Annotated in this window: 22 protein-coding genes; 11 read left to right on the top strand and 11 right to left on the bottom strand. The window is 54.1% G+C overall.

Annotated features, from left to right (window positions below):
- The first annotated feature begins 32 nt into the window (after positions 1-32).
- The 4 genes from Q8W32_RS06040 to Q8W32_RS06025 are packed head-to-tail and all read left to right on the top strand — an operon-like array spanning position 33 to position 5,095.
- Complete coding sequence (locus Q8W32_RS06040; protein ID WP_305414154.1) at positions 33-1,544, top strand: di-heme oxidoredictase family protein; 1,512 nt, start codon at positions 33-35, stop codon at positions 1,542-1,544.
- A 14-nt stretch (positions 1,545-1,558) separates the two neighbouring features.
- On the top strand, positions 1,559-2,770 hold the full coding sequence (locus Q8W32_RS06035; RefSeq protein WP_303432577.1) for a DUF1513 domain-containing protein: 1,212 nt from the start codon (positions 1,559-1,561) through the stop codon (positions 2,768-2,770).
- Positions 2,771-2,790: 20 nt separating this feature from the next.
- Positions 2,791-3,876 (top strand): imelysin family protein, encoded by a 1,086-nt coding sequence (locus Q8W32_RS06030; protein WP_305414153.1) that lies wholly within the window; start codon positions 2,791-2,793, stop codon positions 3,874-3,876.
- A 46-nt stretch (positions 3,877-3,922) separates the two neighbouring features.
- Entirely contained in the window at positions 3,923-5,095 is a 1,173-nt protein-coding gene (locus Q8W32_RS06025; RefSeq protein ID WP_303432574.1) for a porin, read from the top strand.
- A 147-nt stretch (positions 5,096-5,242) separates the two neighbouring features.
- Here the strand turns inward: Q8W32_RS06025 and Q8W32_RS06020 are convergent, their stop codons facing one another.
- From Q8W32_RS06020 to gpmI, 4 genes are all read right to left on the bottom strand, one after another.
- The gene (locus tag Q8W32_RS06020) at positions 5,243-6,358 is read right to left on the bottom strand and encodes a divergent polysaccharide deacetylase family protein (RefSeq protein ID WP_305414152.1); all 1,116 of its coding nucleotides are present in this window, start codon (positions 6,356-6,358) and stop codon (positions 5,243-5,245) included.
- 92 nt (positions 6,359-6,450) lie between these two features.
- Positions 6,451-7,791: a S41 family peptidase gene (locus Q8W32_RS06015; RefSeq protein ID WP_305414150.1), complete on the bottom strand. Its 1,341-nt coding sequence runs from the start codon at positions 7,789-7,791 to the stop codon at positions 6,451-6,453.
- Between the two features lie 117 nt (positions 7,792-7,908).
- The gene (locus tag Q8W32_RS06010; RefSeq protein WP_305414147.1) at positions 7,909-9,060 is read right to left on the bottom strand and encodes a murein hydrolase activator EnvC; all 1,152 of its coding nucleotides are present in this window, start codon (positions 9,058-9,060) and stop codon (positions 7,909-7,911) included.
- 3 nt (positions 9,061-9,063) lie between these two features.
- Complete coding sequence (gene gpmI / locus Q8W32_RS06005; RefSeq protein WP_305414146.1) at positions 9,064-10,599, bottom strand: 2,3-bisphosphoglycerate-independent phosphoglycerate mutase; 1,536 nt, start codon at positions 10,597-10,599, stop codon at positions 9,064-9,066.
- Between the two features lie 211 nt (positions 10,600-10,810).
- On the opposite strand from gpmI, the gene Q8W32_RS06000 reads away from it, so the two are divergent.
- Entirely contained in the window at positions 10,811-11,224 is a 414-nt protein-coding gene (locus Q8W32_RS06000) for a rhodanese-like domain-containing protein (protein ID WP_305414145.1), read from the top strand.
- Between the two features lie 14 nt (positions 11,225-11,238).
- Positions 11,239-11,706, top strand: coding sequence for a protein-export chaperone SecB (gene secB / locus Q8W32_RS05995; protein WP_303432568.1), 468 nt, complete (start codon positions 11,239-11,241; stop codon positions 11,704-11,706).
- A 99-nt stretch (positions 11,707-11,805) separates the two neighbouring features.
- Here secB and trmL read toward each other — a convergent pair whose 3' ends face one another.
- Positions 11,806-12,288, bottom strand: coding sequence for a tRNA (uridine(34)/cytosine(34)/5-carboxymethylaminomethyluridine(34)-2'-O)-methyltransferase TrmL (trmL, locus tag Q8W32_RS05990; protein ID WP_303432567.1), 483 nt, complete (start codon positions 12,286-12,288; stop codon positions 11,806-11,808).
- A gap of 675 nt (positions 12,289-12,963) precedes the next feature.
- Between trmL and Q8W32_RS05985 the strand changes: the two genes are divergently transcribed.
- Positions 12,964-13,167: a hypothetical protein gene (locus tag Q8W32_RS05985; RefSeq protein ID WP_303432566.1), complete on the top strand. Its 204-nt coding sequence runs from the start codon at positions 12,964-12,966 to the stop codon at positions 13,165-13,167.
- A 111-nt stretch (positions 13,168-13,278) separates the two neighbouring features.
- Here the strand turns inward: Q8W32_RS05985 and Q8W32_RS05980 are convergent, their stop codons facing one another.
- The 3 genes from Q8W32_RS05980 to glnL form a co-directional block, all read right to left on the bottom strand.
- On the bottom strand, positions 13,279-14,046 hold the full coding sequence (locus Q8W32_RS05980) for a 3-hydroxybutyrate dehydrogenase (RefSeq protein WP_303432565.1): 768 nt from the start codon (positions 14,044-14,046) through the stop codon (positions 13,279-13,281).
- A gap of 359 nt (positions 14,047-14,405) precedes the next feature.
- Positions 14,406-15,830, bottom strand: coding sequence for a nitrogen regulation protein NR(I) (ntrC, locus tag Q8W32_RS05975; protein ID WP_303432564.1), 1,425 nt, complete (start codon positions 15,828-15,830; stop codon positions 14,406-14,408).
- The gene (gene glnL, locus Q8W32_RS05970; RefSeq protein WP_305414143.1) at positions 15,827-16,909 is read right to left on the bottom strand and encodes a nitrogen regulation protein NR(II); all 1,083 of its coding nucleotides are present in this window, start codon (positions 16,907-16,909) and stop codon (positions 15,827-15,829) included. Before glnL ends, ntrC begins: the two co-directional genes overlap by 4 nt.
- 423 nt (positions 16,910-17,332) lie before the next feature.
- On the opposite strand from glnL, the gene Q8W32_RS05965 reads away from it, so the two are divergent.
- The gene (locus tag Q8W32_RS05965; protein ID WP_305414141.1) at positions 17,333-18,073 is read left to right on the top strand and encodes a CvpA family protein; all 741 of its coding nucleotides are present in this window, start codon (positions 17,333-17,335) and stop codon (positions 18,071-18,073) included.
- A 30-nt stretch (positions 18,074-18,103) separates the two neighbouring features.
- Here the strand turns inward: Q8W32_RS05965 and trxC are convergent, their stop codons facing one another.
- The 3 genes from trxC to Q8W32_RS05950 form a co-directional block, all read right to left on the bottom strand.
- Complete coding sequence (gene trxC, locus Q8W32_RS05960; protein WP_303432560.1) at positions 18,104-18,532, bottom strand: thioredoxin TrxC; 429 nt, start codon at positions 18,530-18,532, stop codon at positions 18,104-18,106.
- 380 nt (positions 18,533-18,912) lie between these two features.
- Entirely contained in the window at positions 18,913-20,811 is a 1,899-nt protein-coding gene (dsbD, locus tag Q8W32_RS05955) for a protein-disulfide reductase DsbD (RefSeq protein WP_305414138.1), read from the bottom strand.
- A gap of 28 nt (positions 20,812-20,839) precedes the next feature.
- The gene (locus Q8W32_RS05950; RefSeq protein ID WP_305414136.1) at positions 20,840-21,808 is read right to left on the bottom strand and encodes a polyprenyl synthetase family protein; all 969 of its coding nucleotides are present in this window, start codon (positions 21,806-21,808) and stop codon (positions 20,840-20,842) included.
- Positions 21,809-22,097: 289 nt separating this feature from the next.
- Between Q8W32_RS05950 and rplU the strand changes: the two genes are divergently transcribed.
- The 3 genes from rplU (at position 22,098) to cgtA (ending at position 24,061) form a co-directional block, all read left to right on the top strand.
- Positions 22,098-22,409: a 50S ribosomal protein L21 gene (gene rplU / locus Q8W32_RS05945; protein WP_303431724.1), complete on the top strand. Its 312-nt coding sequence runs from the start codon at positions 22,098-22,100 to the stop codon at positions 22,407-22,409.
- Between the two features lie 91 nt (positions 22,410-22,500).
- Positions 22,501-22,758, top strand: a complete 258-nt coding sequence (rpmA, locus tag Q8W32_RS05940; RefSeq protein WP_303431725.1) for a 50S ribosomal protein L27 — start codon at positions 22,501-22,503, stop codon at positions 22,756-22,758.
- 100 nt (positions 22,759-22,858) lie between these two features.
- Complete coding sequence (cgtA, locus tag Q8W32_RS05935) at positions 22,859-24,061, top strand: Obg family GTPase CgtA (RefSeq protein ID WP_305414134.1); 1,203 nt, start codon at positions 22,859-22,861, stop codon at positions 24,059-24,061.
- Positions 24,062-24,138 lie beyond the last annotated feature (77 nt).

The raw sequence follows: 24,138 nt of genomic DNA, 5'->3' as shown, positions 1-24,138 counted from the left end.
ATGGCTGATCAATTGTTGACGGAGGCTGGCTGATGCGCCGTCTCTGTTTTCACCTGAAGCCGGGTTTATCCCGGCTTTTTGGCATTTTTATGTTGGCAGTTTGGGTTATTGCCAGCAGTGGTTGTTCCGAGCGGATACCGGAGCCTGAACCGGCAGAAACACGCCCTGGTGGGGCTGCGACAACCTCGATTATCCCGTTCCCGGAACTGGACAAGGTAACACCTAATTTGCCAGAGCAAGAGCGGCCGCTGTTTTATGCCGGTCGGGCCTTGGCGCACCAACCTTGGGTCAAGGCACCTACTATTACCGATGCACGTGATGGACTGGGGCCGATTTATAACGCCCGCGGTTGTCTCGCTTGCCATATTCGGGGCGGTAAAAGCCGTATGCCGGATAATGCCGATACCCCTTTGTTTGGGCCACTGATTCGTATGAGTGTGGTGTTGGATGATGCCGCCGCCATGACAGCGGCTGCAAACAGCCATGACGGTGTTATTCCTGACCCTGTGTATGGCGACCAGTTACAAACCCAATCAATTGCCCTGATGCACCAGTTACGTCAAGCCACACCAACGGCCATGGCTGAGCAACAACAGGTGCCACCAGAAGCATATGCCTATATCACATGGCATGAACAAGCCTTTATATACCCGGATGGCAGTAGCGTCAGTTTGCGCAAGCCGGAGCTGGATTTGCGTTACGCCGCTTATGGGGACTTCGACACTAACACCCGTTTTAGTGTGCGCAATGCGCCGGCGATCCACGGGATGGGGTTGCTGGAATTGATCGCACAGTCCGACTTGGAAGCCCTGGCCGATCCGGAAGACGCTGATGGTAATGGCATTTCCGGTCGACAGAACCGGGTTTGGGATGCCAGAAGCCAGCGCTGGCTACCAGGCCGCTTTGGCCACAAGGCCAACCGTCCCAACATGGACATGATTGTCGCGTCGGCATTTGCCAATGATATTGGTATCAGTAATCCACTGTTTCCATCCCAGCCCTGTACGGCGTATCAGCCACTGTGTGAGCAACAAAGAAATGGAAATGATAGTCAGGGAATGGAATTACCTGATAATCTTTTGCGCCTGGTCACGAATTTCACTCGCAATCTGGGTGTGCCCCAGCGGCGGAATGTTGATAATGCCGAGGTCCTCGAAGGACGTACGCTTTTTTATGCCACCGGGTGTGTGGCGTGCCATCAGCCGAGCTATACCACCGTCGCCAGTACAACACAGCCACACTTGGGCAATCAGCGTATCTGGCCTTATACCGACCTGCTATTACATGATATGGGGCCGGCACTGGCCGATGGTCGCCCAGACTTTGCTGCCAGTGGCAGTGAATGGCGCACGCCACCCTTGTGGGGCGTCGGCTTGATGGCGCGAGTCAACGGCAGTCAGCAATATTTGCACGATGGCCGGGCTCGCAGCATTGAAGAGGCGATTCTGTGGCATGGTGGCGAAGCCGCCATGGCACGCCAGAAATTCGCGGATCTAAGCGCCGAAGAGCGTCACAATCTGCTTCAGTTTGTTGAATCACTCTAGATGGGAGAACCGTGATGTCAGCGGATTCAGCATCATCAGGATTAGCACAGGACCCGTCACGACGGCGTCTGTTGGGAGGAGTCGCCAGTGCCCTGGCGGCCTCCGCCTTGCCAGGAACGGCATTTGCGGCAACATCGGCCAGTCGGTATTCGACCAGCGCAGTCGTCACCGGCACCGAAGCCTGGGTCAGTGCCGAAGGCGATGGCGAAGACGGCTATTTTGCCAGCTGGATTGTCGATGGCGAGCGGCGTGCTGAGTTGCACTCTGCCAGCAGTGGTTTTCGTGGCCATGGTTTGGCCCAACACCCACAGCGTCTGGATCAGGCGGTCATGTTTGCCCGTCGGCCAGGTACCCAGGCATTGGTGCTTAACCTGCTGGATGGTTCCGTCGAACAGGTGATCGAGTGCACCACTGGCCATCATATGCACGGTCATGGGTGTTTCAGTCCGGATGGTCAGCATTTGTTGACCACCGAATCGGATTACCGCACTGGCACCGGCAAGCTGATGGTGCGCAATACGGTTAACTGGCAGCTCGAGGCCGAATATCTGACCCATGGTATCGGCCCCCACGATGTCCACGTGATGCCGGATGGCCAGTCGCTAGTGGTTGCCAATGGCGGTTTGCTGACGCATCCGGACAGTGGTCGCAAGGTGCTGAATCTGGACACCATGGACCCATCGCTGGTGTATCTGTCACTCGCTAATGGCACCCTGATCAGTCAGCATCGCTTGCCGGAAAGCAAAGCCAGTATTCGTCACCTGGCATTGGCGGACGATGGCACCGTTGCCATTGCGACCCAATTGCAGCGCCCGGCGATGCACAGTCATGCACTGGTACCTCTGGCGGCAATACACAAACCTGGTCAGCCGCTGGTTACGCTGCAAGGGCCGGAAACCCTGATCCTTAAATTTAACGATTATATGGGCAGTGCTGCCTTGCACAATGGAGAGCGTATTGCGGCATTTTCCAGCCCGCGGGGCGATCTGGTGGCATTCTGGCATCTGGATACGCACCAGCTGGTTGGCTATCACGCCTTTTTTGATGTCTGTGGCCTGACCGTCAGCCGTGACCAGCAGTACTTTGTATTGAGTAATTCCCGTGGTGATGTGCGCATGATTGATGTCCGCAGCCTGAAAGAAGACCGCGCGATGCGGCGCTCATTTGCTGGCCGTCACTGGGACAATCATATGTTTACCTTTACCCTACCAGACCAATCTGTATGACCTTGATAAAGAGAATCCCGATGTTGAAATCCGCTTCTGCCTGGTTGTGTCTGGGCACCTGTCTGACACTGGCCAGCTGTGGTGGCAGTCGTGAAAACGATGCCGTTGCCTTGACCGAAGGCTCTCTGTCTCTGGCGCTGGAGCAGCTGGTTGATGGCACCATCATCGTTGCCAGTGAGCAATTTGCCAGTGAAGTCAGTGACTTCAACAACAGTGTCGACAGCTTTTGTAGCGCTCCGGATGAAGCTGGCTTGAGCCAGCTGCAAACGGACTGGAAAACAATGGCAGATAGCTGGTACCGCTTGTTGCCATTCAATTTTGGCCCATTGTTCGACGACACCGTTTTCCCGGTGTACCAGTTCGTTGACTCCTACCGGGTGCGTGGGACCAATTATACTGCCACGGTGCGCTCGAATATCCAGACCCTGATAGATTCAGAGTCGGAAACAGAGCTTGGCAGTAGCTACTTCGACGGCCTTACGTTCCAGTATGTCGGCTTGCTGCCGCTGGAAGTCGTGGCATTTGAAACCTCCAGTGACCAGAGCCAGGTGGCGGCTGATATCGTTGCTGAGTTTATACAGCAACCACGCAAATGTGAGGTGATGGAAGGCTTGGCAGGCAGTGTGCAAAATCGCGCTGACTACGTGGTAAATGGCTGGACCCTTGATCATCTGGAGAGCGGCACATCTTACCGGGACCTGTTTCTGGCGGGGGATCTGGATGATGGTTCGGAGCCACTGACAGCATTGATTTCTGCCGTGCAAAGCTATCTCGACTATTTGCAACAGCGTGACACCGTCAGCAACGTCGCGGCCTTGTCGGGCAATGCCTGGCCCGAAATGCAGGCCAGTATCGACGTGATTACTGAATTGCTGGAAGGCTCCGAATCCACCACCGTGAGCTTGTTTGACTTGATGGAATCCGCCGGTAACAGCGCCGATGCCGATACGGTACGCAGCAATCTGGAGCAAGCCAACGATGCCATCAGCGATCAGGATGCCACCAGTTTTAACAGCATGGCAGCGGCACTGGATGGCAACTTCAAACGTGAAATTCCCGATGGGCTTGATGTCAGCCTTGGCATCAATTTCAGTGATGGCGACTGACATAGTGACTGAATTTAACCTTAGATACCTTAAGCAGGATACCGTAATGAAATACACCCTGGCCCCTTTGGCAGTGATTGCCGCGACAGGATTGGTTACTCCGGCATACGCTGCCGATGACCAGCAAGATACCATCCGCCAGCTGGAGCAACGTATCCAGCAGCTGGAAGAGTCACTGAATGGCCGTATGGAAATGATGGCCGATGCCATTGATGCCCAGCAACAGACATCGTCGCACAGCAATATTCACTTTGGTGGTTATGGTGAATTGAACTATCACAATCTCAGTGTGGATGGCACTGATGACAAGCAGCTTGATTTCCGTCGCTGGGTGCTGTTTGTGGGATACGATTTTTCTGATCGGGTGCATTTCCACTCAGAATTTGAAGTGGAGCATACCGTTGTTCCCGGCTCTGATGGCGAAGGGGCGGTTGAGCTGGAACAGGCTTTCTTGCAAGTGGACTTGTCGGATACCCAGCAGGTCAAAACCGGTATCCAGCTGGTTCCTGTCGGTATCGTCAACGAAACCCACGAACCAACCACTTACTACGGGGTTGAACGGCCGGTGCTGGAAACCACCATCGTACCAACCACCTGGTATGTTGGCGGTATCATGTACAGCCAGCAGTTTTCCAGTGGCCTGAGCTACGATGTCATGCTGTCGGAAGGGATGAAAACCGATGATCCCAGCACCGATTCCGATGCTGATCCTTTTGATCTGAAAGCCGGCAAGCAAAAAACTTCCAATGCCGATGCCTTTGATCTGGCAACTACCGTGCGCGTGCGTTACACCGGCGTCAGTGGCCTGGAGCTGGCGGCGTATGCCCAGTACCAGCCTGACCTGGACCAGAGCGCAGTAGAATCCTACGCCGACTCGGCCACCTTGCTGGGTGCCCATCTGGTGTATCAGTTGAACGATGTCACCCTGAAAGGCATGTATGCCCGTTGGGATCTGGCAGGAGATGACGCCAAGGAGGCAGGCAAGCAGGTTCAGGACGGCGGTCAGCTGGAAGTCTCCTGGAAAGCATTGCCATCGGTAGGGGTGTTTGCCCGTCAGACTGCCTGGTCGCAGGAAGAAGGCGTGGATAAGATCCAGACCAACGCCGGTGTCAATTATTATCCGGTCGATCAGGTGGTATTCAAATTTGACTATCAGCTACAGAACGAAGCGGCGGGCAATACCGACGGTTTCTATCTTGGTATGGGCTACCATTTCTGACAGCTGCCTGATGGCGCCAGTTACACCGGCAACGCAATCGGCTTCCAACAGGAAGCCGATTGCGTTTATAACCGCCGGGTTGTTGGTTGCTTAATCCTTCCTTGTTGATAACGCCCAAGAGCAACTAGTAGCAGCCAGCCGCAACGTTCAAGGCTGTAGATGGACTCGCATCACTCGGCGGGCGTGAGATTCTGGCAAACGTAATACACCGATACTCTGCTCGGCCTTTGTCGTCGCGGCATGCGCTGTTGTGCACGTCGGTGTGAGCACTGGTGAAGAGGTTAAGGGAGCGGTTAATGGTGTTGGGCCAGGGGTCGGTCTTGCCAGGGTCAGACTGATATTTGTGAGTGACCGCAGCGCCAGGGTCTTCGCATTCAGCAGCGCTCTTCCCTTCGCTGTATTTGCAGTACGAGTTGGCTGACCTGCGGTTATCGGGCAGGGCATCTCTTGAGCCGGATGATGGAATAAGGGGTCGGCATCGGCGGTATGAATCACACTGTTATGCGGGTCTGTTTTGCTGGCAACCAATAGCTGCTGTGCGGCGGTCGGCGCCAGTTTGTCGTGCAGCGCAGCCAGGTGCCAACCCCGGGACTCCGTTGGACGCAGGCGTTGCTGCAGAAACTGAATGGTCTCCGGGTAGGGGTGGCCAATCAACACCGCCTGGCCGTGTTGATTGGCCAATGTGATTGCTTTATCAAACTGCTGTGCCAGTGCTGCTGCGGAGCGATCGTTATCCAGAAATACATCTCTGGCCAGTACGGGGACGCCCGCCTGCAAGGCGGCCTGGCGGGCACAGGTGGCGGCAGTCGTGCGACTATCGATAAAAAACAGTCGCCGTTGACGGGCGATATCCATCACCCAGCTCATTCGTTCACAATCCTGGGTTAACAGGCTGCCCATATGATTATTAAGGCCACTGACGGCGGGAATCGCATCGAGGTCAGCGTTTAACGTGGCGCTCAACGTGGCTTTGTCCATCGTTGGGTAAAGCCCACCTGGCCCCAGTTTGACCCCGGACTCGGTCGCCATCGGAGCGTGCAGCATCACGGTATGCCCTTGCGCAGCGGCTTTGGCGGCAAGACTGGCAGCAAAAGGTGTGTGGGGTAAAAATGCCATATTGACCGGAGCGGGTAGCGCCAGCAGTTGCTCGCCAAGGAGACGATTGTTGCCAATATCATCAATGACCAGCAATAACTCAGCCGCCGCTGCAGGTAATGCCCAACTGCCGAGACACAGGGTCAGCCATATATGTGGTGCCATCATGGTGACTCAGATTCCTTGCAACACACTGGTTTGTGGAACACCTACTGTGGCGTCGGGCATCAACAACATCTGGATGGTGATTGGCTGCATGGCTACTGCCTGGCTCCCAGAATGGTCATGCCACGCAGCAGGGTATGGGCTTCGTAGAGCTGAAAGTCTTTCAGTAGCTGGTCGGCATTGGCCGCGGCTTCATCGGCTTCGTCAGTATTGCTGGCAACGTCCTTATTGGTCGTCGACTCGCCTTTTTGCGGGTTGGACAGGTGGCCCCGCAAATCGGATTCCTTGAATGTCCGGCTACGAGCACGCGGGGTCACATCGCTTTGTTCTACCAGAATGTCGGGGATAATCCCTTTGGCTTGAATGGAACGGCCGTTAGGGGTGAAGTAGCGTGCGGTGGTCAGCTTGACGGCTTTGTTGTCCGCTAGCGGTAATACGGTCTGTACTGAGCCTTTGCCAAACGACTGGGTACCCACCACAACGGCGCGTTGATGATCTTGCAGTGCTCCGGCAACAATTTCAGAGGCCGACGCTGAGCCGCCATTGATCAGCACAATCAAGGGCAAGCGTTCGGCAACCGTGGCAGGGCTGGCTGAAAAGCGCATATCCGAGCTGTTGCCCCTGCCCTTGGTATAGACGATCAGGCCTTCGTCAAGGAAGGCATCACTGACATCGACGGCAGCACCCAAGACCCCACCGGGGTTATTACGCAGATCAAGAATCAATCCCCTGACGCTGTGATCAGCTTGCCACTGTGACAGGATACGTACCAGTTCGGCACCGGTATGTTCCTGGAACTGGGTAATACGGAGGTAGCCGATCTGGTCGCTGAGTAACTCCGAGCGCACACTGCGAACCTTGATTTCATCGCGAATCAAGTCGAACTTCAGCAGCTGCGGTTCGTTTTGACGGCGTATTTCCAGCGTGATGGGAGAGCCAGGTTCACCGCGCATTTTTTCGATGGCATCGCTCAGTGATACACCGACCATGGCTTCGCCATCAAGGCTGACAATCAGATCACCGGACTTGATACCAGCCTTGGCGGCGGGGGTATCGTCAATTGGAGAGACCACCATGACCATGCCATCTTGCTGACCCACTTCCATGCCCAGGCCACCAAATTTGCCGGAGGTGGTTTCCTGCAGTTCCGAAAAGTCGTCGGGTTGTAAATACACCGAGTGCGGGTCCAGGGCTGTCAGCATGCCGTTAATGGCGTAGCCAAACAGGGTCTTGTCATCGACTTCTTCTACGTAGGCGCTGCGAATACGCTCGAATACTTCGGCGAAGTTTCTGAGTTCATCCAGCGGCAGCGGGGCCTGCGCTTGCTCTGCCAGAACGGGTTCCGTTGTGGTTGGCGGTATTTGGTCGGCAGATACCGGAGCGGACAAGGCCAGCGCCAGAGACAGTGCAGTGGCAGTTGAAACGATAGCGTGCATGGAGGTTCTCGTAGTCGTCAGTGGTCGAAGCATGGCATAAAAGCGGGGAGCTGTTAACGCAGACTCCCTATTGGCACTGGAGTTTCACTCACGTTGATGTGTTGTTGTTGCCGAATATCAGCGTTTGACCAGCCAGGCGGCAGGGTCCAGTGGCTTGCCACGGTGGCGAATTTCAAAATACAGCCGGGGTTCCTGTAGCCCGCCACTGCGTCCAACGGCACCAATCACATCCCCTTGATTGACCCAGGCACCGACGTCGTACATCAGGGTCTGGTTGTGGGCGTACAGCGTCATATAACCATTACCGTGATCAAGAATCATCAACAGGCCAAAGCCTCGCAACCAGTCGGAGTAGACGACCCGGCCGTGATGGACGGCCTGGATATTGGTGCCTTCCGGAGCGGCAATCAACCAGCCTTCCCAGCGACCAACGCCACCAGTATTGGGATTGCCATAAGCGGCGATGATGCGCCCGGCCAGCGGACGGGGAAGCGACCGTTTGAGGGCTTTAAAGGGGCGTACATCCTGTTTGCGCGGGCTTTTTTCGACCAGGGTCTGGACTTCATCAAACAGGGATTCGAGGCGTTTACGATCGGCCTGTTTACGCGCCAGCGTGCTTTTCTCGCTGGTCATTTGCTGACTTAATTGTGCCAGCAGGCGATTCTGTTTTTTCTTTTGTTGCGTCAGCTGGCGGTTTTTCTGATCCAGCGACTGCTGGGTACGTTGTAACTGTTGTTCCTGGGCGATGATTTCGTCGGCAATATGTTCCAGTCGGGTCAGCTCGCTGAGCGTGTGGTTGATTTCTTCCATACGGGCGCGATTAAAATAGCCAAAGTAGCTCAGCATACGCTGGGCTTGTTGGGAATCATCCTGGTTCAGCAGCATTTTGATCGGACTGTCGCCACCAAGACGATAAGCAGCCTGCAGCTGCTCTTTTAAACGCAAGGTATGCCGACTGCGCAGCTCATTGAGCTGCGCCTGATCCTGTCGGAGCTTTTTTAGGCGGTCTTGCTCCTCCTTGAGCAAGCGCCGGGTTTCTTCTATCTTGCGCGTTATGGCGCCGATGTCCTGGTCGGTGTTGCGTAACGACTCCGACAGCTTGCTGTGTTCGGCGCTGGCTTCATTCAGCCATTGCTGCAGCTTGGCGATATCCTGCTTCAAGGCTTGAAGTTTGGCGGCATCACCGGCTTCTTCAGCAACCACAGGGAGCGTGGTGGCGAGGCTGAGCAAACAGGTCAGCAGCAGGCTGGACGGAGTCGGGATTTTCATGGTTCAGCTATAGTCCACCAGAGAATTGCCGGTCATTTCGGCAGGTTGTTCCAGGCCCATCATGGCCAATAAGGTTGGCGCGATATCACACAGTCGACCGGGTTGAATGGCGCCCTGTTCACGTTCGTTAACGTACACCAGGTTGACCGGGCCGGTGGTGTGCTGGGTCATGGCCCGGCCCTGATCGTCGAGCATTTGCTCGGCGTTACCGTGGTCGGCGGTGATCAGACACTCACCGCCCACTTCGAGAATGGCGCTGGTGACGGCTTCGAGAGCGGTGTCGATGGCTTCGGCGGCCTTGACAGCGGCATCCATAATACCGGTATGACCTACCATATCGCCATTGGCATAGTTACAGACGATCAGGTCGTAATCACCATGCTTAATGGCATCAACCAGTTTTTCGGTGACTTCCGGTGCGCTCATTTCAGGCTGCAAGTCATAGGTTGCCACGCTGGGAGAGTTCACCAGAATACGGGTTTCACCGTCGTATTCGGTTTCCTGCCCGCCGGAGAAGAAAAAGGTAACGTGGGCGTATTTTTCGGTTTCAGCAATCCGCAGTTGTTTCATGCCCTGGTTGGCAATGTATTCACCCAGGCCGTTGCTCAGGGGTTCGGGTGGGAAAGCACAGCTGGCATCGATGCTGGCTGCGTATTCAGTCAACATGACAAAGTCACTCAGGGCTGGACGTAGCGCTCGGTCAAAGCCGTTGAATTCGTCACCTTCCACAAACGCCCGGGTCAGTTCGCGGGAGCGGTCAGGGCGGAAGTTGAAGCAGATAATGGCATCGCCATCCTGTACCGGGGCTGGCTCGCCGATCAGGGTAGCGGTGACAAATTCGTCGTTTTCATCACGCTCGTAGGCGGCCTGCAGGGCATCGCTACCGTTGCTGGCGGTGTACTGGGCGTTGCCAGTGGTCATCAGGTCGTAGGCGGTCTGTACCCGTTCCCAACGATTGTCACGGTCCATGGCAAAGTAGCGACCGACGATACCGGTGAGGCGGGCGTTGCCCAGCTCGGTGCATTTGGCTTCTATTTTGGCAATGGAGTCGGCGGCCGAGCGGGGCGGGGTATCCCGGCCGTCGAGAATGCCGGTAACACAGACTTGCTTGATACCACGCTCATGGGCCATTTCGAGCAGGGCGACCAGATGGTCTTCATGGCTATGAACACCGCCAGGTGATAGCAGACCGGTGAAATGTACTGCGCCCCCTGCGGCTTTGGCCTTGTCCATCGCTGCCACCAGTGCCGGGTTCTGTTGCAGCTCGCCATCAACAATGGCTTTGTTGATACGGGTGAAGTTCTGGTAAACGATGCGACCAGCCCCGAGATTCATATGGCCGACTTCGGAGTTGCCCATTTGCCCATCTGGCAAGCCAACCGCTTCTCCAGAAGTCTGGATCAGGGTGTTGGGGAAGACATCCAGCAAACGATCCCAGGTCGGTGTGTTGGCATTGGCAATGGCGTTGTTATCGGTTTCTGCCCGATAACCCCAGCCGTCCAGAATAATTAATGCAACGGGTTTGGGACGCTTGTTCATGATTCGGCACCGTGTGTAATGATTTGATGCCCTGATTGTACTGAAAGCCAGCTACTGATCACAGTGGGCAAAATGGTTCGATATAATCATTGGCACTTGTGCTTCATTGGAGCAGATCAAACCGCCGCTCCCCGGAGTGCTGCAAGAGTGGGACAGTAGCGCGGTCAGAGGTTATACTCCGGGCCTGATTTTTCTGGCAATGACGAGAATTATGGAACAGGTGTTCGAATTTATCGGTAACCACTGGTGGCTGGTGGCTATCTGGGGCGCGTTTCTGGCGGCCCTGTTGTTTGATAACAAGCAACGTAGTGGCGCGTCGGTTTCTCCGGCTCAAGCGACTCAATTGATTAATCGTGAAGACGCTATTGTCGTCGATATCCGCGATAAAAAAGACTTCAGCAGCGGCCATTTGGCCAATGCTCGCAATATTCCGTTTTCCGAGCTGGCCAAGCGGATGAACGAGTTGAATGCTCATAAAGATCACCCGATTGTACTGATCTGTAAAACCGGTACAACAGTGTCCGTGGCTGCCAAAATGCTCAAGGAAAAAGGCTTCAACACCGTACGTCTTTCAGGCGGCATGATGGAGTGGAATGCACAGAATCTTCCGGTAGTACGCAAATAACCAAGGAACTATTTATGACTGAGAATGCACAACCACAATTCGCTCTGCAGCGCGTTTATGTCAAGGATGCTTCCATTGAAGTGCCTAATGCGCCGATGGTGTTTACCAAAGAGTGGAAGCCTGAAATCAAGCTGGATCTGAACACTGGCGCGCGTCGGGTTGATGAAAGCCATTTTGAAGTGTTTGTTAAAGTGACTGCAACGGCAAAACTGGCCGATGACGAAACCGCCTTTCTGGTTGAAGTCATGCAGTGTGGCCTGTTCCTTGCCGACAATATTCCGGAAGAACAGCTGAAGCCAATGATGGGTGCGATGTGCCCTAATATCCTGTTCCCATACCTGCGTGAGTCGGTTGACAGCCTGGTTGTAAAAGGCGGCTTCCCGGCACTGATGCTGGCACCGATCAACTTCGATGCCCTGTTCGCCCAGCGCATGCAGCAAGAAGCGGAAGAAGCAGTAGCAGCACCTGAAGCAACTCATTAAGTGCTGGCTCCCTGGTACTGATCAGGGAGAATGGAATGCGCTGTCTGACTGATAAAACGCCTGGCTTATGCCGGGCATTTTTGTCTCAATAGCCTTCGTCTAGATACCATCCCCTGCCAATCTGGCACCTTCATATCCAACCTGCCGCCAGGCTTCAAACACCAGTACCGCAACAGTATTCGAGAGGTTAAGACTACGGCTGTCGGGAAGCATTGGCAGCCTTAGCCAGTGGTCTGCGGGAAACTGTTGTAACACCTCGGCGGGCAAGCCACGGGTTTCTGGTCCAAACATAAAATAGTCGTCTGGCTGAAATGTTGCGGAAGAATGCACCCGGCTGCCCTTGGTTGTTAACGGAAACAGTCGGCCAGGCTGAGCCTGTTGCAAGAATTGACCAAAATCAGGGTAGGTTTTGACCTGGGCATATTCGTGATAATCCAGCCCGGCACGGCGCAGTGCCTTTTCTTCCAGAGAGAATCCCAGCGGCTCGATCAGATGTAACTGGCAGCCGGTATTGGCGCACAGGCGGATGATATTACCGGTATTGGGTGGAATTTCCGGTTCAAATAAAACGATATGAAACATGCTGTTATCCGGAGAGCTGACGGTGAGCCAGTATAGTTTTTCAGGGGAATGACCACCAGATATGTTCAAAGCAGAAGGTTTGCGGCTGACATTTTTTCTTGGCTGAATCTTTTAACTGGTTTGTAAAAACAGAAACTGGCTCGATATGCCATGTGAATCAGCCGCAAAAAATGGTTAATTATTGAACATTATCGTCAAGGTGTGTCTAAACTTTCAGAAGGAGCCAATTTGGCTTGGTAAAGAACCTGGTAAAAACAGACCAGTAATAGCGGGCAACAGACGCACACAACGCCCGTGTGAGCAGTGAGTCTTGATAATACAAATAAGAATCCAGGATAGCCTCACACTCACGCGTCTTATGCCCAAACCTGTATGTCCGTCAGGATGTGTACAGCAGGGAACGGTTGGTAGTGGGATCGACAGCTGTAACGACTACCAGACGATTATCAGACATCAAACCACCTCAAGATGAATGGATGCCACGATGGTGAACAGGGCGAGATTTCCCTGTTGGGCTGGCTGTATGGCTGGTTCCGACAGGCCTGTGTGAAACGCGAGCTGATCATACTGATCCAGCCGCACATTGTGGATAGTGCCAGAGGAAAACAGTGATCGGGAAAACCCGTCACCGCTTTTTATTCTGTCGCCATCCGTATTTACCCGGAGGGTTACACCATGAATAACCAATGGTATGGAAAAGGAGCGGCGACAGCCGCTTTTGCCGGGACGCATCCCGTGCGCCACCATGTGCGCAGTCATATGCTGCACGATACTCCGGAAAGGGAACTTCCATTAAAAGACGTCGTGCTGGTACTGGGAGGGTCAGTGCTGGTTGTGGTCGGCATTACCTTCCTGACCAGCTGGCTGATTTACGGCTAGTCGTTTGAGGGTCTATAAAAAAACCAGCGTCTGACGCTGGTTTTTTTTGTCCATCCATCCATGCCTGACTGCCACCGGCCGTGATCTACCGCAGTCGATAATGACCCGGCGCTAGCGGGCGACCCAGCCGCCATCTAGTACCATGGTCTGACCGGTAATGTTTTTGGCGGCAGGACTGGCCAGAAATGCCACGGTGCCAGCAATTTCCGAGATATCGATAAATTGTTTTTTCGGCATGGGTTCCAGCATGATCTTGTTGATCACTTCTTCTTCAGAAATACCGTTTTCCTTGGCCTGGGCGGCAATCTGCTTTTCGACCAGCGGGGTTTTGACGTACGACGGACAAATGGTATTGACCGTGATGTCGGTATCACCGGTTTCCAGCGCCAGGGTTTTGGAAAAACCAATCAGGCCATGTTTGGCAGCGACATAAGCCGATTTGTATGGCGAAGCGACCAGGCTATGAATTGAGCCAATATTGATGATGCGACCGAATCCTTGTTCACGCATGGCGGGTAGTAATGCGCGTGACAACATTGCCGGGCCGACCAGCATAACGTCAATCAGCAGCTTCCAGCGATCGGCAGGGAAGTCTTCCAGCCGGGATACAAACTGTAGGCCAGCGTTATTGATCACGACGTTAATGGGATCATTGGCAAACTGGCTGGCAAGGGCATCAATGGCAGTGACATCGGACATATCCGCCATCGCGGTACTCGCATCGATACCGGCGGCTTGCAACTGCAATACACCTTTGTCCAGCGCTTCCTGGCTAATGTCAGAAATCACGATTCGAGCGCCTTGCTTGCCCAGGTGTTCGGCAATTCCCAGGCCGATACCACTGGCGCCGCCAGTAATCAGAATGTGCAGCTTGTTCATACGGGTCTAGCCTCCTGTCCTTTCGGTTTTGATTTTGACTATAGCAATCGCTCTGACCACAGAGTATCCGTCTTTGTTACGAGAAGGCGTGATGGTTTTAGCACAGGGGTGGCGCTGGGGCGGCCAATATCACAGGAAATCGACGAGCGGTGGCCCGTTGGTTGTGTAAAGAGATCAGGTCAGCCCGGAAATCAAGCCAGGATAAACAAGAGTGGTCAAGCCATGCCCTGAGCCGGGATGTATGGAGACGGGGTGGGGATGTATGGTTTGGCATCACCCAGCCGACGATGGCGTCTGGCTGGGCAATACTGCAATCGCCTTATCCTATCGAGAAGACGATTGCATCGGGTGTGGCAGGCTTATTCTTCTGCTTCAGAATCGTCGCTGCCGGTTTCCATATCCAGTTCCTTGATCTTGCGGGTCAGGGTATTACGTCCCCATCCGAGCAGGTTGGCGGCATCCCGACGACGCCCGGCGGTATGCTTCAAGGCGGTTTCAATCATGATGCGTTCAAAGATGGGAACGGCCGTATCCAGCAAGTTGACCGCACCATGGGACAGCTGTTGATCGGCCCAGAATCGCAGGTTCTGTTCCCAGTTGCCGGAGGTTTGTGTGCTGCTTTGCTGTTCCAGCAGCTCGGGTGGCAGGTCATTGATCAGTACTTCACGGCCAGAGGCCATGACGGTAATCCAGCGACAGGTGTTTTCGAGCTGGCGGACGTTACCGGGCCAGTCCAGTGAGCTGAGAAAGTCCTCGGTTTCTGGTCGCAGGGTTTTGGATTCAACATCCAGCTCTTCGGCAGCTGACTGCAGAAAGTGGCTGAGTAGCTGCGGAATATCTTCACGACGATCGGCCAGGCGCGGGATATGAATCCGGATCACGTTCAGGCGATGAAACAAATCTTCCCGGAAGCGGCCTTCTTTCACCAGGGTTTCGAGGTTCTGGTGAGTGGCGGCGATAATACGGACGTTGACGTTGATCGGAGTGGTGCCACCGACCCGGTAAAATTCACCATCGGCCAGTACTCGTAACAACCGGGTCTGGGTTTCGGATGGCATATCACCGATTTCATCGAGAAACAGGGTACCGCCGTTGGCTTGTTCAAAACGGCCGCGACGCTGCCCGCCAGCTCCGGTAAAGGAGCCTTTTTCGTGGCCAAACAATTCCGATTCAATCAGGTCTCGTGGAATGGCCGCCATATTCAGGGCAATAAACGGTTCAATTGCCCGTGGGCTATGCTTGTGCAAGGCATGGGCAACCAGTTCTTTACCAGTACCGGATTCGCCATTGATCAGTACTGTGATGTGGGAGTGGGACAGGCGCCCGATAGCACGGAACACTTCCTGCATCGCCGGTGCTTCACCGATGATCTCATGTTCGTTGATTTCTTTTTCCGGTGCCGTGGTATTGGCGGACATTTCTTCAAAGTGGGCGATGGCCCGTTCAATCAGGCTGACTGCCTCATCGACATCAAAGGGTTTGGGCAAGTATTCGAACGCCCCGCGGCGGTACGAAGAGACTGCGCTCTCGAGATCGGAGTGGGCCGTCATAATAATGACGGGCAAGTCCGGGCTGGCTTCGTGTACTTGTTCCAGCATCATCAGGCCGTCCATACCCGGCATCCGGATGTCGGTGATGATGGCGTCCGGTTGTTCCCGCTTCAGCTGATTAAGGGCAGGCTCCGCCTGTTCGAATACCCGAGTCTGGATATTGGCTTGATCAAGTGCTTTCTCCAGCACCCAGCGAATGGATTTGTCGTCGTCGATGATCCAGACAGTACTCATAGCGATTCCAATGGTAAAAAGATGGAGAACACAGTGCGGTGAGGCACACTGGTAAATTCGATAATGCCGTTAATTTGATTGATGATGGATTGGGAGATCGATAACCCCAGTCCGGAGCCTTCGGCACGGCCACTGACCATGGGGTAAAACAGGTTGTCCTTGATCGAGTCCGGTATGCCCGGACCGTTGTCGATGATTTCAATCTGGGCAACCAGTCGGTGACTGTGATGGCTGATGGTGAATTGACGGACACTGCGGGTACGAATGGTCAGGCTTGGGCGTTCTTGCTGATCCGGATTTTCCAGCATGGCTTGCATGGCGTTACGGCCAATATTCAGCAAGGCCTGGATCAGTTGACCCTTGTCGGCTTCAATTTCCGGGATCGACGGGTCGTAATCCCGGTGAATAACCACCTGACCACGACTTTCGACATCCACCAACTGACAGATACGTTCCAGCACTTCGTGGATATTGACCGGTTCCTGTTTGGGAATATTGCGTGGCCCGAGCAGGCGGTCGACCAGATCGCGCAGGCGGTCGGCTTCTTCAATAATAATGTGGGTGTATTCTTTCAGTTCGGCGGAGGGTAATTCGCGTTCAAGCAGCTGAGCGGCACCGCGGATGCCACCAAGAGGGTTCTTGACCTCATGGGCCAGTCCGCGAACCAGGGAGCGGGTGGTTTCTTGTTTGGCAATCAGTTGCTCTTCCCGACTGATACGCATCAGGCGATCACGGCCCTGCAATTCAACCAGTAGCGTTGGCGTACGGGTCTCCGGGTGCGTTACAGGGCTGACGCTGTAGTCGAGAGTCAGGGTTTGCTGGTTTTGTAAATGAATCTGGGCTTCCCGCTTGGTGTAGGAATGGCCGGTAATAACGGCATCCCGCATGGCGTCGATATCGCGTTGATCTTCAACGGCCAGGTCGAAAAAGTGAGCTCCCACGCCGCGTGTACCGCTGACTTCCAGCAGGGCTTCGGCGGAAGGGTTCATATGAATAATAATCAGGTCGGCATCCAGCAGCAGTACACCGGTATTCAGGTGTTCCATGATTCGTTGGTTGAGCAGGGGGCTGGCGCGCATTGTCAGATTCTCCGTATTCACACCTAATTTGCAAAAAATAAGCCAGTTATCATTGGGTGCACAACAATAGCGCCATGATCGCATTAAGTTGTGGCGTGGCGAGTTAATTGATGATAACTCAAGACTTATTTTGTTCTGTTATGGTGCGTTTTTAAATATGGTTGTTGTTTTTTGGTGCATTTTGAGTATTTTGCGGAAATATTTACTCGAGAATAATTGATATTGGTACCCGTGTACCGGTGATCGGTGTGTTTGTTGGGTGGTACTGAGGGGAAATTGGGCAAGTCGTAATATTTGGTCTGTAACTTGCGTTCAACGAGGCTCTCATGTCCCGGCCTGACGCATCTTCGACCCTTGGTCAGTGCCGTTGTTCGGATGAAATAATAGCAAAAACAAGGATGATCTCACGGTGGCACGCAGCTTATGATATTTGATGTCGTTATTTTACTGGCGCTTCTGACGCTGATTGTATTGGGGTATCGATACGGTACCTCAAAGGAAATGCTGGATCTGGCCAAGGTGTTTTTGCCTATATCCATCGCCAGTGCCTATAGCGATCATTTTGGGTTGTATCTGACTCAGATCGGAATTTTAAGGGCTAACGATTGGGCCGTATTAACATTGACCGGGTTTCTGGTTCTGTTTCTGGCGATGTGGTTTGTTATTCGCTTGGTGGAGCGTGTGGCAATCCGCTATGACATACATGGGCGCTGGATCAAGGAGAATCGTTTTACCAGCTTCACCAACCGGATTTTTTGTGCGATTGCCAATGGTCTGCAGGCACTGTTGTTATTGACGTTTTTCAGTTTTCTCAGCACCCAGGTGAGCTTTGTGCCCAAGGACTACAAGAGCTATCTGATGGCAAACTCGATTTCCTATCCGGCCATTGACCGTATTTGCCGCCATATGGTGAACGGCCAGTTTGTGGATGCATTGATTAATGATCCAACCGGCACGACCAAGATCGAACTGATACTGAAAACGGTCACAGACAAGACCATGCTGACTGATATTTCGGAAGAAATTCAGCGCTCGACCATTGTTCGGGCGCGGGATGCACTGAATAAAACACTGCAGGAATTTGAACGGAAGCCCGACACGTCGCCAACCGTGATCGAAGAAACCATCATGACCAGCACCGAACCGTCCAACGGCTTGCATTAGCCGTCGACGGGGGGCGGTTGGCTGTGGCCGTTATTTCTGCAGCGCGGCAGCGATCCACTGGCGTAGCTGGGGTGCTGGCAAGGCGCCGGCGAGACGATCGACTTCTTTGCCGTGGCGGAACAGGATCAGCGTTGGAATGCTGCGAATGCCCAATTGTTGACTCACCATGGGCGCCTGTTCGGTATTGACCTTGGCGAAGCGCAGCTGATGTTGCTGTTCTGCGCACAACTCCTTGAAAACAGGCCCCATCATCTTGCACGGTCCGCACCATTCCGCCCAGAAATCGACCAGTACCGGTAAATCATTTTTGGCCAGAAAGCGTTGATAGCTGCTGTCGCTCAAATCCGTCGGGGTGCCATTAAACAGGGGGGCTTTACATTTGCCACACTGGCCCTGGCTGTTGTGTTTGTCATCGGGGATACGGTTGATGGCACCGCAGGATGGGCAGGTATAGTGCATGGTATCTCTCCAGATAATAACGTGTTGATTATAGCTATAGGGGACATCCATTTAATCCTGCACGGCTCTGCGCGAGAGTTGCCGTTGTTCAGGGCAAGGCGACGAATGCAGCGAAATGACGAGTCCTTTTCAAATTCGTCAACACCGCACTGGACGGCGGCAACCCGCGCCCTTCGGGGGCTGCCGGATGATCTCGACTCGGTGTCGCCGACTTTTGACTTGACCCGTCAGGCCTGCAAGTCGGCTTCGTGATTCGAAACCATCCGGTAGCCCAGAGTGAGCACCGGATTAAATAGATACCCCCTATATGTGTGCCTGGTTATGATTATTCAAGTATATCCCCGATATGCGGATGGGCACTTGCATCGGTTGGTGTCGAGTCAGGGTTGGGTCAGGCGCAGAAATTCGGCTTTGGATATTTCCCCGACGATACGGCGCTCAGGAACTTCAATACCTTCGTGGAAGAACAGTACCGTCGGAGGGCCAAAAACGGCCAGGCTTTGTAACAGGGCAATCTGTTCGTCGGTATTACGGGTAATGTCGAGCTGCAGCCAGGTCATATGGCTCAATTGGCGCTGTACTTCATCATCGGCAAAAATTTCTTCATCCATGACTTTGCAGCTGATACACCAGTCGGCGTAGAGATCCAGCATGACGGGTTGCTGGCTGTTTTTGATCAGGCGCTGGATGTCAGTCACCGACTCGGTGCGATAAAAAGCGTTGGCCTGCTGTTCAGCGCTGGGAGCAGACCCGGCATGAGTAGATACCAGTGGCTGTAACGGATTATGGTTGCCTTGCAATGCGCCCCAGAAGGCGGCGACGCCGTAAACCAGCAGTGCCCAGGCCAGGCCTTTGAAGGCGCGATGGCGTGGTGTTGATGCCGGTTCAAATACACCGGCAACCACGGCATAAACCAGTGCCAGCAGCCCCCAGAGTGCAAGACTCAGTGACCCGGGCAGAATGCGGCTGACCAGCCAGAGTGCAACGGCCAGCAGTAATACCCCAAAAAAGATTTTGATCTGGTTCATCCAGGCACCGGCTTTGGGCATCAGCGAGCCGCCGCTGGTACCCAGGATAATAAGTGGTGCCCCCATGCCCAACCCAAGCGCCAGCAGGGCGCCACCGCCGAGCCAGACGTTGCCGGTGGTACTGAGGTAAACCAGTGCTCCGGCCAACGGTGCCGAGACACAGGGCGACACAACCAGTGCCGAAAGGATGCCAATCACAAACACGCTGAGCAGGTGGCCACCGGATTGCTGTTGGCTCATTTGATTAAGGCGATTGCGGAGTTTGCTGGGTAATTGCAGTTCATAGAGACCAAACATCGACAACGCCAGCAACACGAACAGCAGGGCAAAGAGCACCAGCACCCAGGGGGTTTGCATCCAGGCCTGGATATTGGCTCCGGCTCCCAGTAGTCCCATGATAACCCCCGCCAGGGCGTAGGTAATGGCCATTCCGAGTACATAGGTGCTGGAAAGCAAAAAACCGCGCCGGGCGGAAATGGTCTGGTTTTGCCCCATCACCACCGCCGACATGATCGGAATCATCGGCAGCACACAAGGGGTAAATGTCAGTCCGATGCCGAGCAGGAAGAACAGGCCAATGGTGGTCAGCCAGGAGCCTTCAAACCAGTGGGCGGAACTGCTGGCTGGCTGGCCGGTCGCGGGAGGATAAGTATTGTTGCTGTTAATGCCAGAGCTGGCGCTGGTGGTTGCTGACTGAGTGACAGCGTTCGCGGTGGTGCCTGCTGCGGTAGTTGCGGTATCTGTTGCGGTATTTTCCCAGGGAGCCGATGGTGTGGCAGCTGCGGGAACCGGACTGGCTGATGGAAGGTCACTGGCCGCAATGGTGATATTGATACGCTGGGGTGGGTAACACAGCCCGGCATCGGCGCAACCCTGATAGTGGAGGGTGACGACACCGGCACTGAATGAATCCAGCTTGAAGATAACTTCCCGTGGGCCGTAATGGGCAATGATATCGCCAAAGGCTTCGTCGTATTTATCAATGCCGGGTTCTGAAAAGCTGGCAGGGTCCTGCTGTATGTCATCCTGGCTCAGATAAATACGATGTTGATACAAATAGTAGCCAGGCGGGGTTTGCCATTGGGCAATTAACAGGCCGCCATCAATATCTGTCTGGAGTGGAAAAGCCTGTTCCACCGGTAAAAATTTGGGTTCAGCGCCGCCGAGTGGATCAAATAGCCCGGCCTGGACAGTAGGCGTCAGGGCGAGCAGCGCCAGGATGGCAATCAGATATCTGGCAACAACCTGCATAAAAATCCCCGGTTCTGGGTGGGTAGAGTTAGGTTTTGCGCTGGACGGCGATTCTGGCCAGAGCAATCAGGGCGTCTTTGGCCGCCGATTGGGGTAAAAGTTGCAGCTGTTGTTCGGCCCGTTGCACACAGGCATTGGCTTTGTTGCGGGTGTACTCCATTGAGCGGGTATGTGTGACCACGGCCATGACATCATTCATGTTATCCAGACCACCTTTGCGAATGGCCTGGCGCACCAGTTTGCGGCCGGTTTCATCGGCATTGGCCATGGCATGAATCAGTGGCAGTGTTGGCTTGCCTTCCGCCAGGTCATCACCAACGTTTTTGCCGAGATCGGCGGCATTGCCTTCGTAATCCAGCACATCGTCGATTAACTGGAAGGCCAGCCCCAGTTCCTTGCCGTAAATACGCAGCGCTTCCTGGATGTCATCCGGAGCTTGCAGCAGGGCGGCGGTGCCGTGGGTTGAGGCTTCAAACAGTTGTGCGGTTTTACCCTGAATCACGTCCATATACTGGGCTTCGGTGATATTCGGGTTTTTGACGTTGGTCAGCTGCAGCACCTCGCCTTCGGCAATCACACAGGTAGTCGAGGAAAGAATATCCATTACCTTGAGGTTGGCCAGTTCCACCAGCATGTTAAACGAGCGGCTGTAAAGGAAGTCACCGACCAGTACGCTGGGAGCATTACCCCATTTGGCATTGGCGGTCGGGTTGCCCCGGCGCATGTCCGAGGTATCCACCACATCGTCATGTAACAGGGTGGCGGTGTGCAAGAACTCGATAATGGCCGCCAGTTTGATCACACCCTGATCGCAGTTGCCCAATGCCCGGGCGCTCAGAAGCACCAGCAATGGCCGGATGCGCTTGCCACCACTGTTGACGATATAGTCAGCGATTTTTTCGACCAGTGGAACGCGGGATTCCAGCTGCTCGTTGATGAGCCGGTTGACCGCCTGAAAATCATCATCAACACATGTCAGTATGTCGGCCAGCGACATGGACGGGGCCGGAGATGGGGATGTGATGTTGGATGACGGCATATTCATAATGTCTCGGGAAAACTGCCGCAAATGCTAGAGTTGAGCGTCGACACTGTCAAGGAAATGCGAGAATCTCCGACTTGCAACGCAGCTTGCTCTGAGGTACAGTCTCGCGCCCGAATTTCAGCTCCCTGCCATATGGTAACCCGTGCGTTCCCAGTAGAAGCAGGTTGTGAAAGTAGCGTATTCGGTTATGGACCGGTGCTGATCAGAGGCCCGGCTAAAAATGCAGCAGGTGGAGAACCTCATGTACGCAGTAGTAATTACCGGCGGTAAGCAATACCGTGTTGAAGAAGGCCAAACGCTGAAAGTTGAAAAACTGGAAGTAGCAACAGGCGATGCGGTTGAACTGGAAAAAGTTTTGCTGATTGGTAACGGCGATGACGTTAAAATTGGCACTCCTGTGGTTGAAGGCGCTAAAGTAACGGCAGAAGTGGTTGCCCATGGTCGTCACAAGAAAGTGAAAATCATGAAGTTCAAGCGTCGTAAGCACCACATGAAACAAATGGGCCACCGTCAGTGGTTCACTGAACTGAAAATCACCAGCATCGCTGGCTAATTTTTTTAAATTCAATTTGGGCCCGGGTGACTGTGAATGACGGTCACCGCATCCGCAGTGTTGTAGTGGTCCCTCAGAAGGAGAAAGAAGCATGGCTCACAAAAAAGCTGGTGGTTCTACCAAGAACGGTCGCGATTCCGAAAGTAAACGCCTTGGCGTGAAACTGTACGGCGGCCAGGCAGCAAAAGCAGGCGCAATCATTATTCGCCAGCGTGGCACTCGTGTACACGCCGGTGACAATGTCCGTGTTGCTCGTGACCACACTCTGTTTGCAACTGCCGAAGGCGTTGTCAAATTTGAAGTGAAAGGTCCAAACAATCGCAAGACTGTTAGCGTCGTTCCTGCCTGATCGACAACCGGTTCAAGGTTGTCGGCGGTTGGTTTGCCGTAAAAAGCGCCCCAGCTGCTTGCAGTTGGGGCGTTTTTGTATGTTTTTTTGAGGTATCGATATGAAGTTCGTTGACGAAGCACGAATTACAGTTGAAGCGGGAAAGGGCGGCAACGGCTGTTTGAGCTTTCGTCGCGAAAAGTTCATTCCTAAAGGCGGCCCGGATGGCGGCGACGGCGGCGACGGTGGTTCGGTGTATCTTGAAGCCAACGACTCGATCAATACGCTGGTGGATTATCGTTATACCCGGCGTCATCGCGCCCAGAACGGTCAGGGTGGCGCCAGTCGTAACTGTACCGGTGCCAAAGGTGAAGATATTGTCTTGCCGGTACCTGTCGGTACCACGGCGATCGACGAAGATACCGGTGAGACGCTGGGTGATCTGACGGCAATCGGCCAACGCCTGATGGTGGCTCGGGGTGGTTTTCACGGTCTTGGGAATACCCGTTACAAGTCGAGTACCAACCAGGCACCACGCCAGACCAAGCCAGGGCAAGAGGGAGAGTCACGTAACCTCAAGCTGGAGTTGAAAGTACTGGCTGATGTCGGTTTGCTGGGCTTGCCCAATGCTGGTAAATCTACCTTTATCCGGTCTGTCTCTGCCGCTCGCCCGAAGGTTGCTGATTATCCCTTCACCACACTGGTGCCGAATCTGGGGGTGGTTTCCATAGAGCAGCATCGCAGTTTTGTGATTGCCGATATTCCCGGGCTGATCGAAGGTGCATCAGAAGGTGCGGGCTTGGGTGTTCGCTTTCTGAAGCATTTGGTGCGGACTCATTTGTTACTGCATATTGTGGATATGGCTCCACCGGATGGCGCTGATCCTGCAGAGTGTGCGCGTACCATTATCGATGAGCTGGAGTATTTTTCTCCCGGACTGGTCAAGCGGGATCGCTGGCTGATTCTGAACAAGCTGGATCTGTTGCCGGAAGACGAGCGACAAGCCGCCTGTCAGGACGTTCTGAACAAGCTGGACTGGCAAGGCCCGGTTTACCAGATTGCTGCAATCAACAAGGATGGTACTTTCCCGTTGAGTTGCGACATTATGGAATATATCGAAGAACGCCGCCTGCGGGCTGAGCAGGACGAAGAGTTTGCTGCCCAGATCGAGCGGGAGCGCGAAGTGGTCGAAGAAGAAGCCCGCGAACGTATCGAAGAGCTGGAAGAGCGGCATCGCGCCGAGCGGGCTGCGATTCGGGCGGCGTCAAACGACAATGACGACGACGATGACTACGACGTCGAAGTTGTTTATCTTAACGAATAGTTTTCAGGTAGCCGCCGCGGTTACCACGTCGCTGGTTGGCTCCCTGTTGGTGTGATTGCCGCGCCAGCCAGGTTGTC

This window comes from Oceanobacter sp. 3_MG-2023 (genome assembly GCF_030688925.1).
In the GTDB taxonomy this organism is placed as follows: domain Bacteria; phylum Pseudomonadota; class Gammaproteobacteria; order Pseudomonadales; family Oceanobacteraceae; genus Oceanobacter.
The sequence above is the reverse complement of the archived record's forward strand: the minus strand, read 5'-3'. Positions and strand labels throughout refer to the sequence as shown.

Coding starts and splice junctions, on each gene's coding strand:
- Q8W32_RS06040 (WP_305414154.1), top strand. CDS start 33: ATGCGCCGTCTCTGTTTTCACCTGAAGCCGGGTTTATCCCGGCTTTTT.
- Q8W32_RS06035 (WP_303432577.1), top strand. CDS start 1,559: ATGTCAGCGGATTCAGCATCATCAGGATTAGCACAGGACCCGTCACGA.
- Q8W32_RS06030 (WP_305414153.1), top strand. CDS start 2,791: ATGTTGAAATCCGCTTCTGCCTGGTTGTGTCTGGGCACCTGTCTGACA.
- Q8W32_RS06025 (WP_303432574.1), top strand. CDS start 3,923: ATGAAATACACCCTGGCCCCTTTGGCAGTGATTGCCGCGACAGGATTG.
- Q8W32_RS06020 (WP_305414152.1), bottom strand. CDS start 6,358: ATGATGGCACCACATATATGGCTGACCCTGTGTCTCGGCAGTTGGGCA.
- Q8W32_RS06015 (WP_305414150.1), bottom strand. CDS start 7,791: ATGCACGCTATCGTTTCAACTGCCACTGCACTGTCTCTGGCGCTGGCC.
- Q8W32_RS06010 (WP_305414147.1), bottom strand. CDS start 9,060: ATGAAAATCCCGACTCCGTCCAGCCTGCTGCTGACCTGTTTGCTCAGC.
- gpmI (WP_305414146.1), bottom strand. CDS start 10,599: ATGAACAAGCGTCCCAAACCCGTTGCATTAATTATTCTGGACGGCTGG.
- Q8W32_RS06000 (WP_305414145.1), top strand. CDS start 10,811: ATGGAACAGGTGTTCGAATTTATCGGTAACCACTGGTGGCTGGTGGCT.
- secB (WP_303432568.1), top strand. CDS start 11,239: ATGACTGAGAATGCACAACCACAATTCGCTCTGCAGCGCGTTTATGTC.
- trmL (WP_303432567.1), bottom strand. CDS start 12,288: ATGTTTCATATCGTTTTATTTGAACCGGAAATTCCACCCAATACCGGT.
- Q8W32_RS05985 (WP_303432566.1), top strand. CDS start 12,964: ATGAATAACCAATGGTATGGAAAAGGAGCGGCGACAGCCGCTTTTGCC.
- Q8W32_RS05980 (WP_303432565.1), bottom strand. CDS start 14,046: ATGAACAAGCTGCACATTCTGATTACTGGCGGCGCCAGTGGTATCGGC.
- ntrC (WP_303432564.1), bottom strand. CDS start 15,830: ATGAGTACTGTCTGGATCATCGACGACGACAAATCCATTCGCTGGGTG.
- glnL (WP_305414143.1), bottom strand. CDS start 16,909: ATGCGCGCCAGCCCCCTGCTCAACCAACGAATCATGGAACACCTGAAT.
- Q8W32_RS05965 (WP_305414141.1), top strand. CDS start 17,333: ATGATATTTGATGTCGTTATTTTACTGGCGCTTCTGACGCTGATTGTA.
- trxC (WP_303432560.1), bottom strand. CDS start 18,532: ATGCACTATACCTGCCCATCCTGCGGTGCCATCAACCGTATCCCCGAT.
- dsbD (WP_305414138.1), bottom strand. CDS start 20,811: ATGCAGGTTGTTGCCAGATATCTGATTGCCATCCTGGCGCTGCTCGCC.
- Q8W32_RS05950 (WP_305414136.1), bottom strand. CDS start 21,808: ATGTCGCTGGCCGACATACTGACATGTGTTGATGATGATTTTCAGGCG.
- rplU (WP_303431724.1), top strand. CDS start 22,098: ATGTACGCAGTAGTAATTACCGGCGGTAAGCAATACCGTGTTGAAGAA.
- rpmA (WP_303431725.1), top strand. CDS start 22,501: ATGGCTCACAAAAAAGCTGGTGGTTCTACCAAGAACGGTCGCGATTCC.
- cgtA (WP_305414134.1), top strand. CDS start 22,859: ATGAAGTTCGTTGACGAAGCACGAATTACAGTTGAAGCGGGAAAGGGC.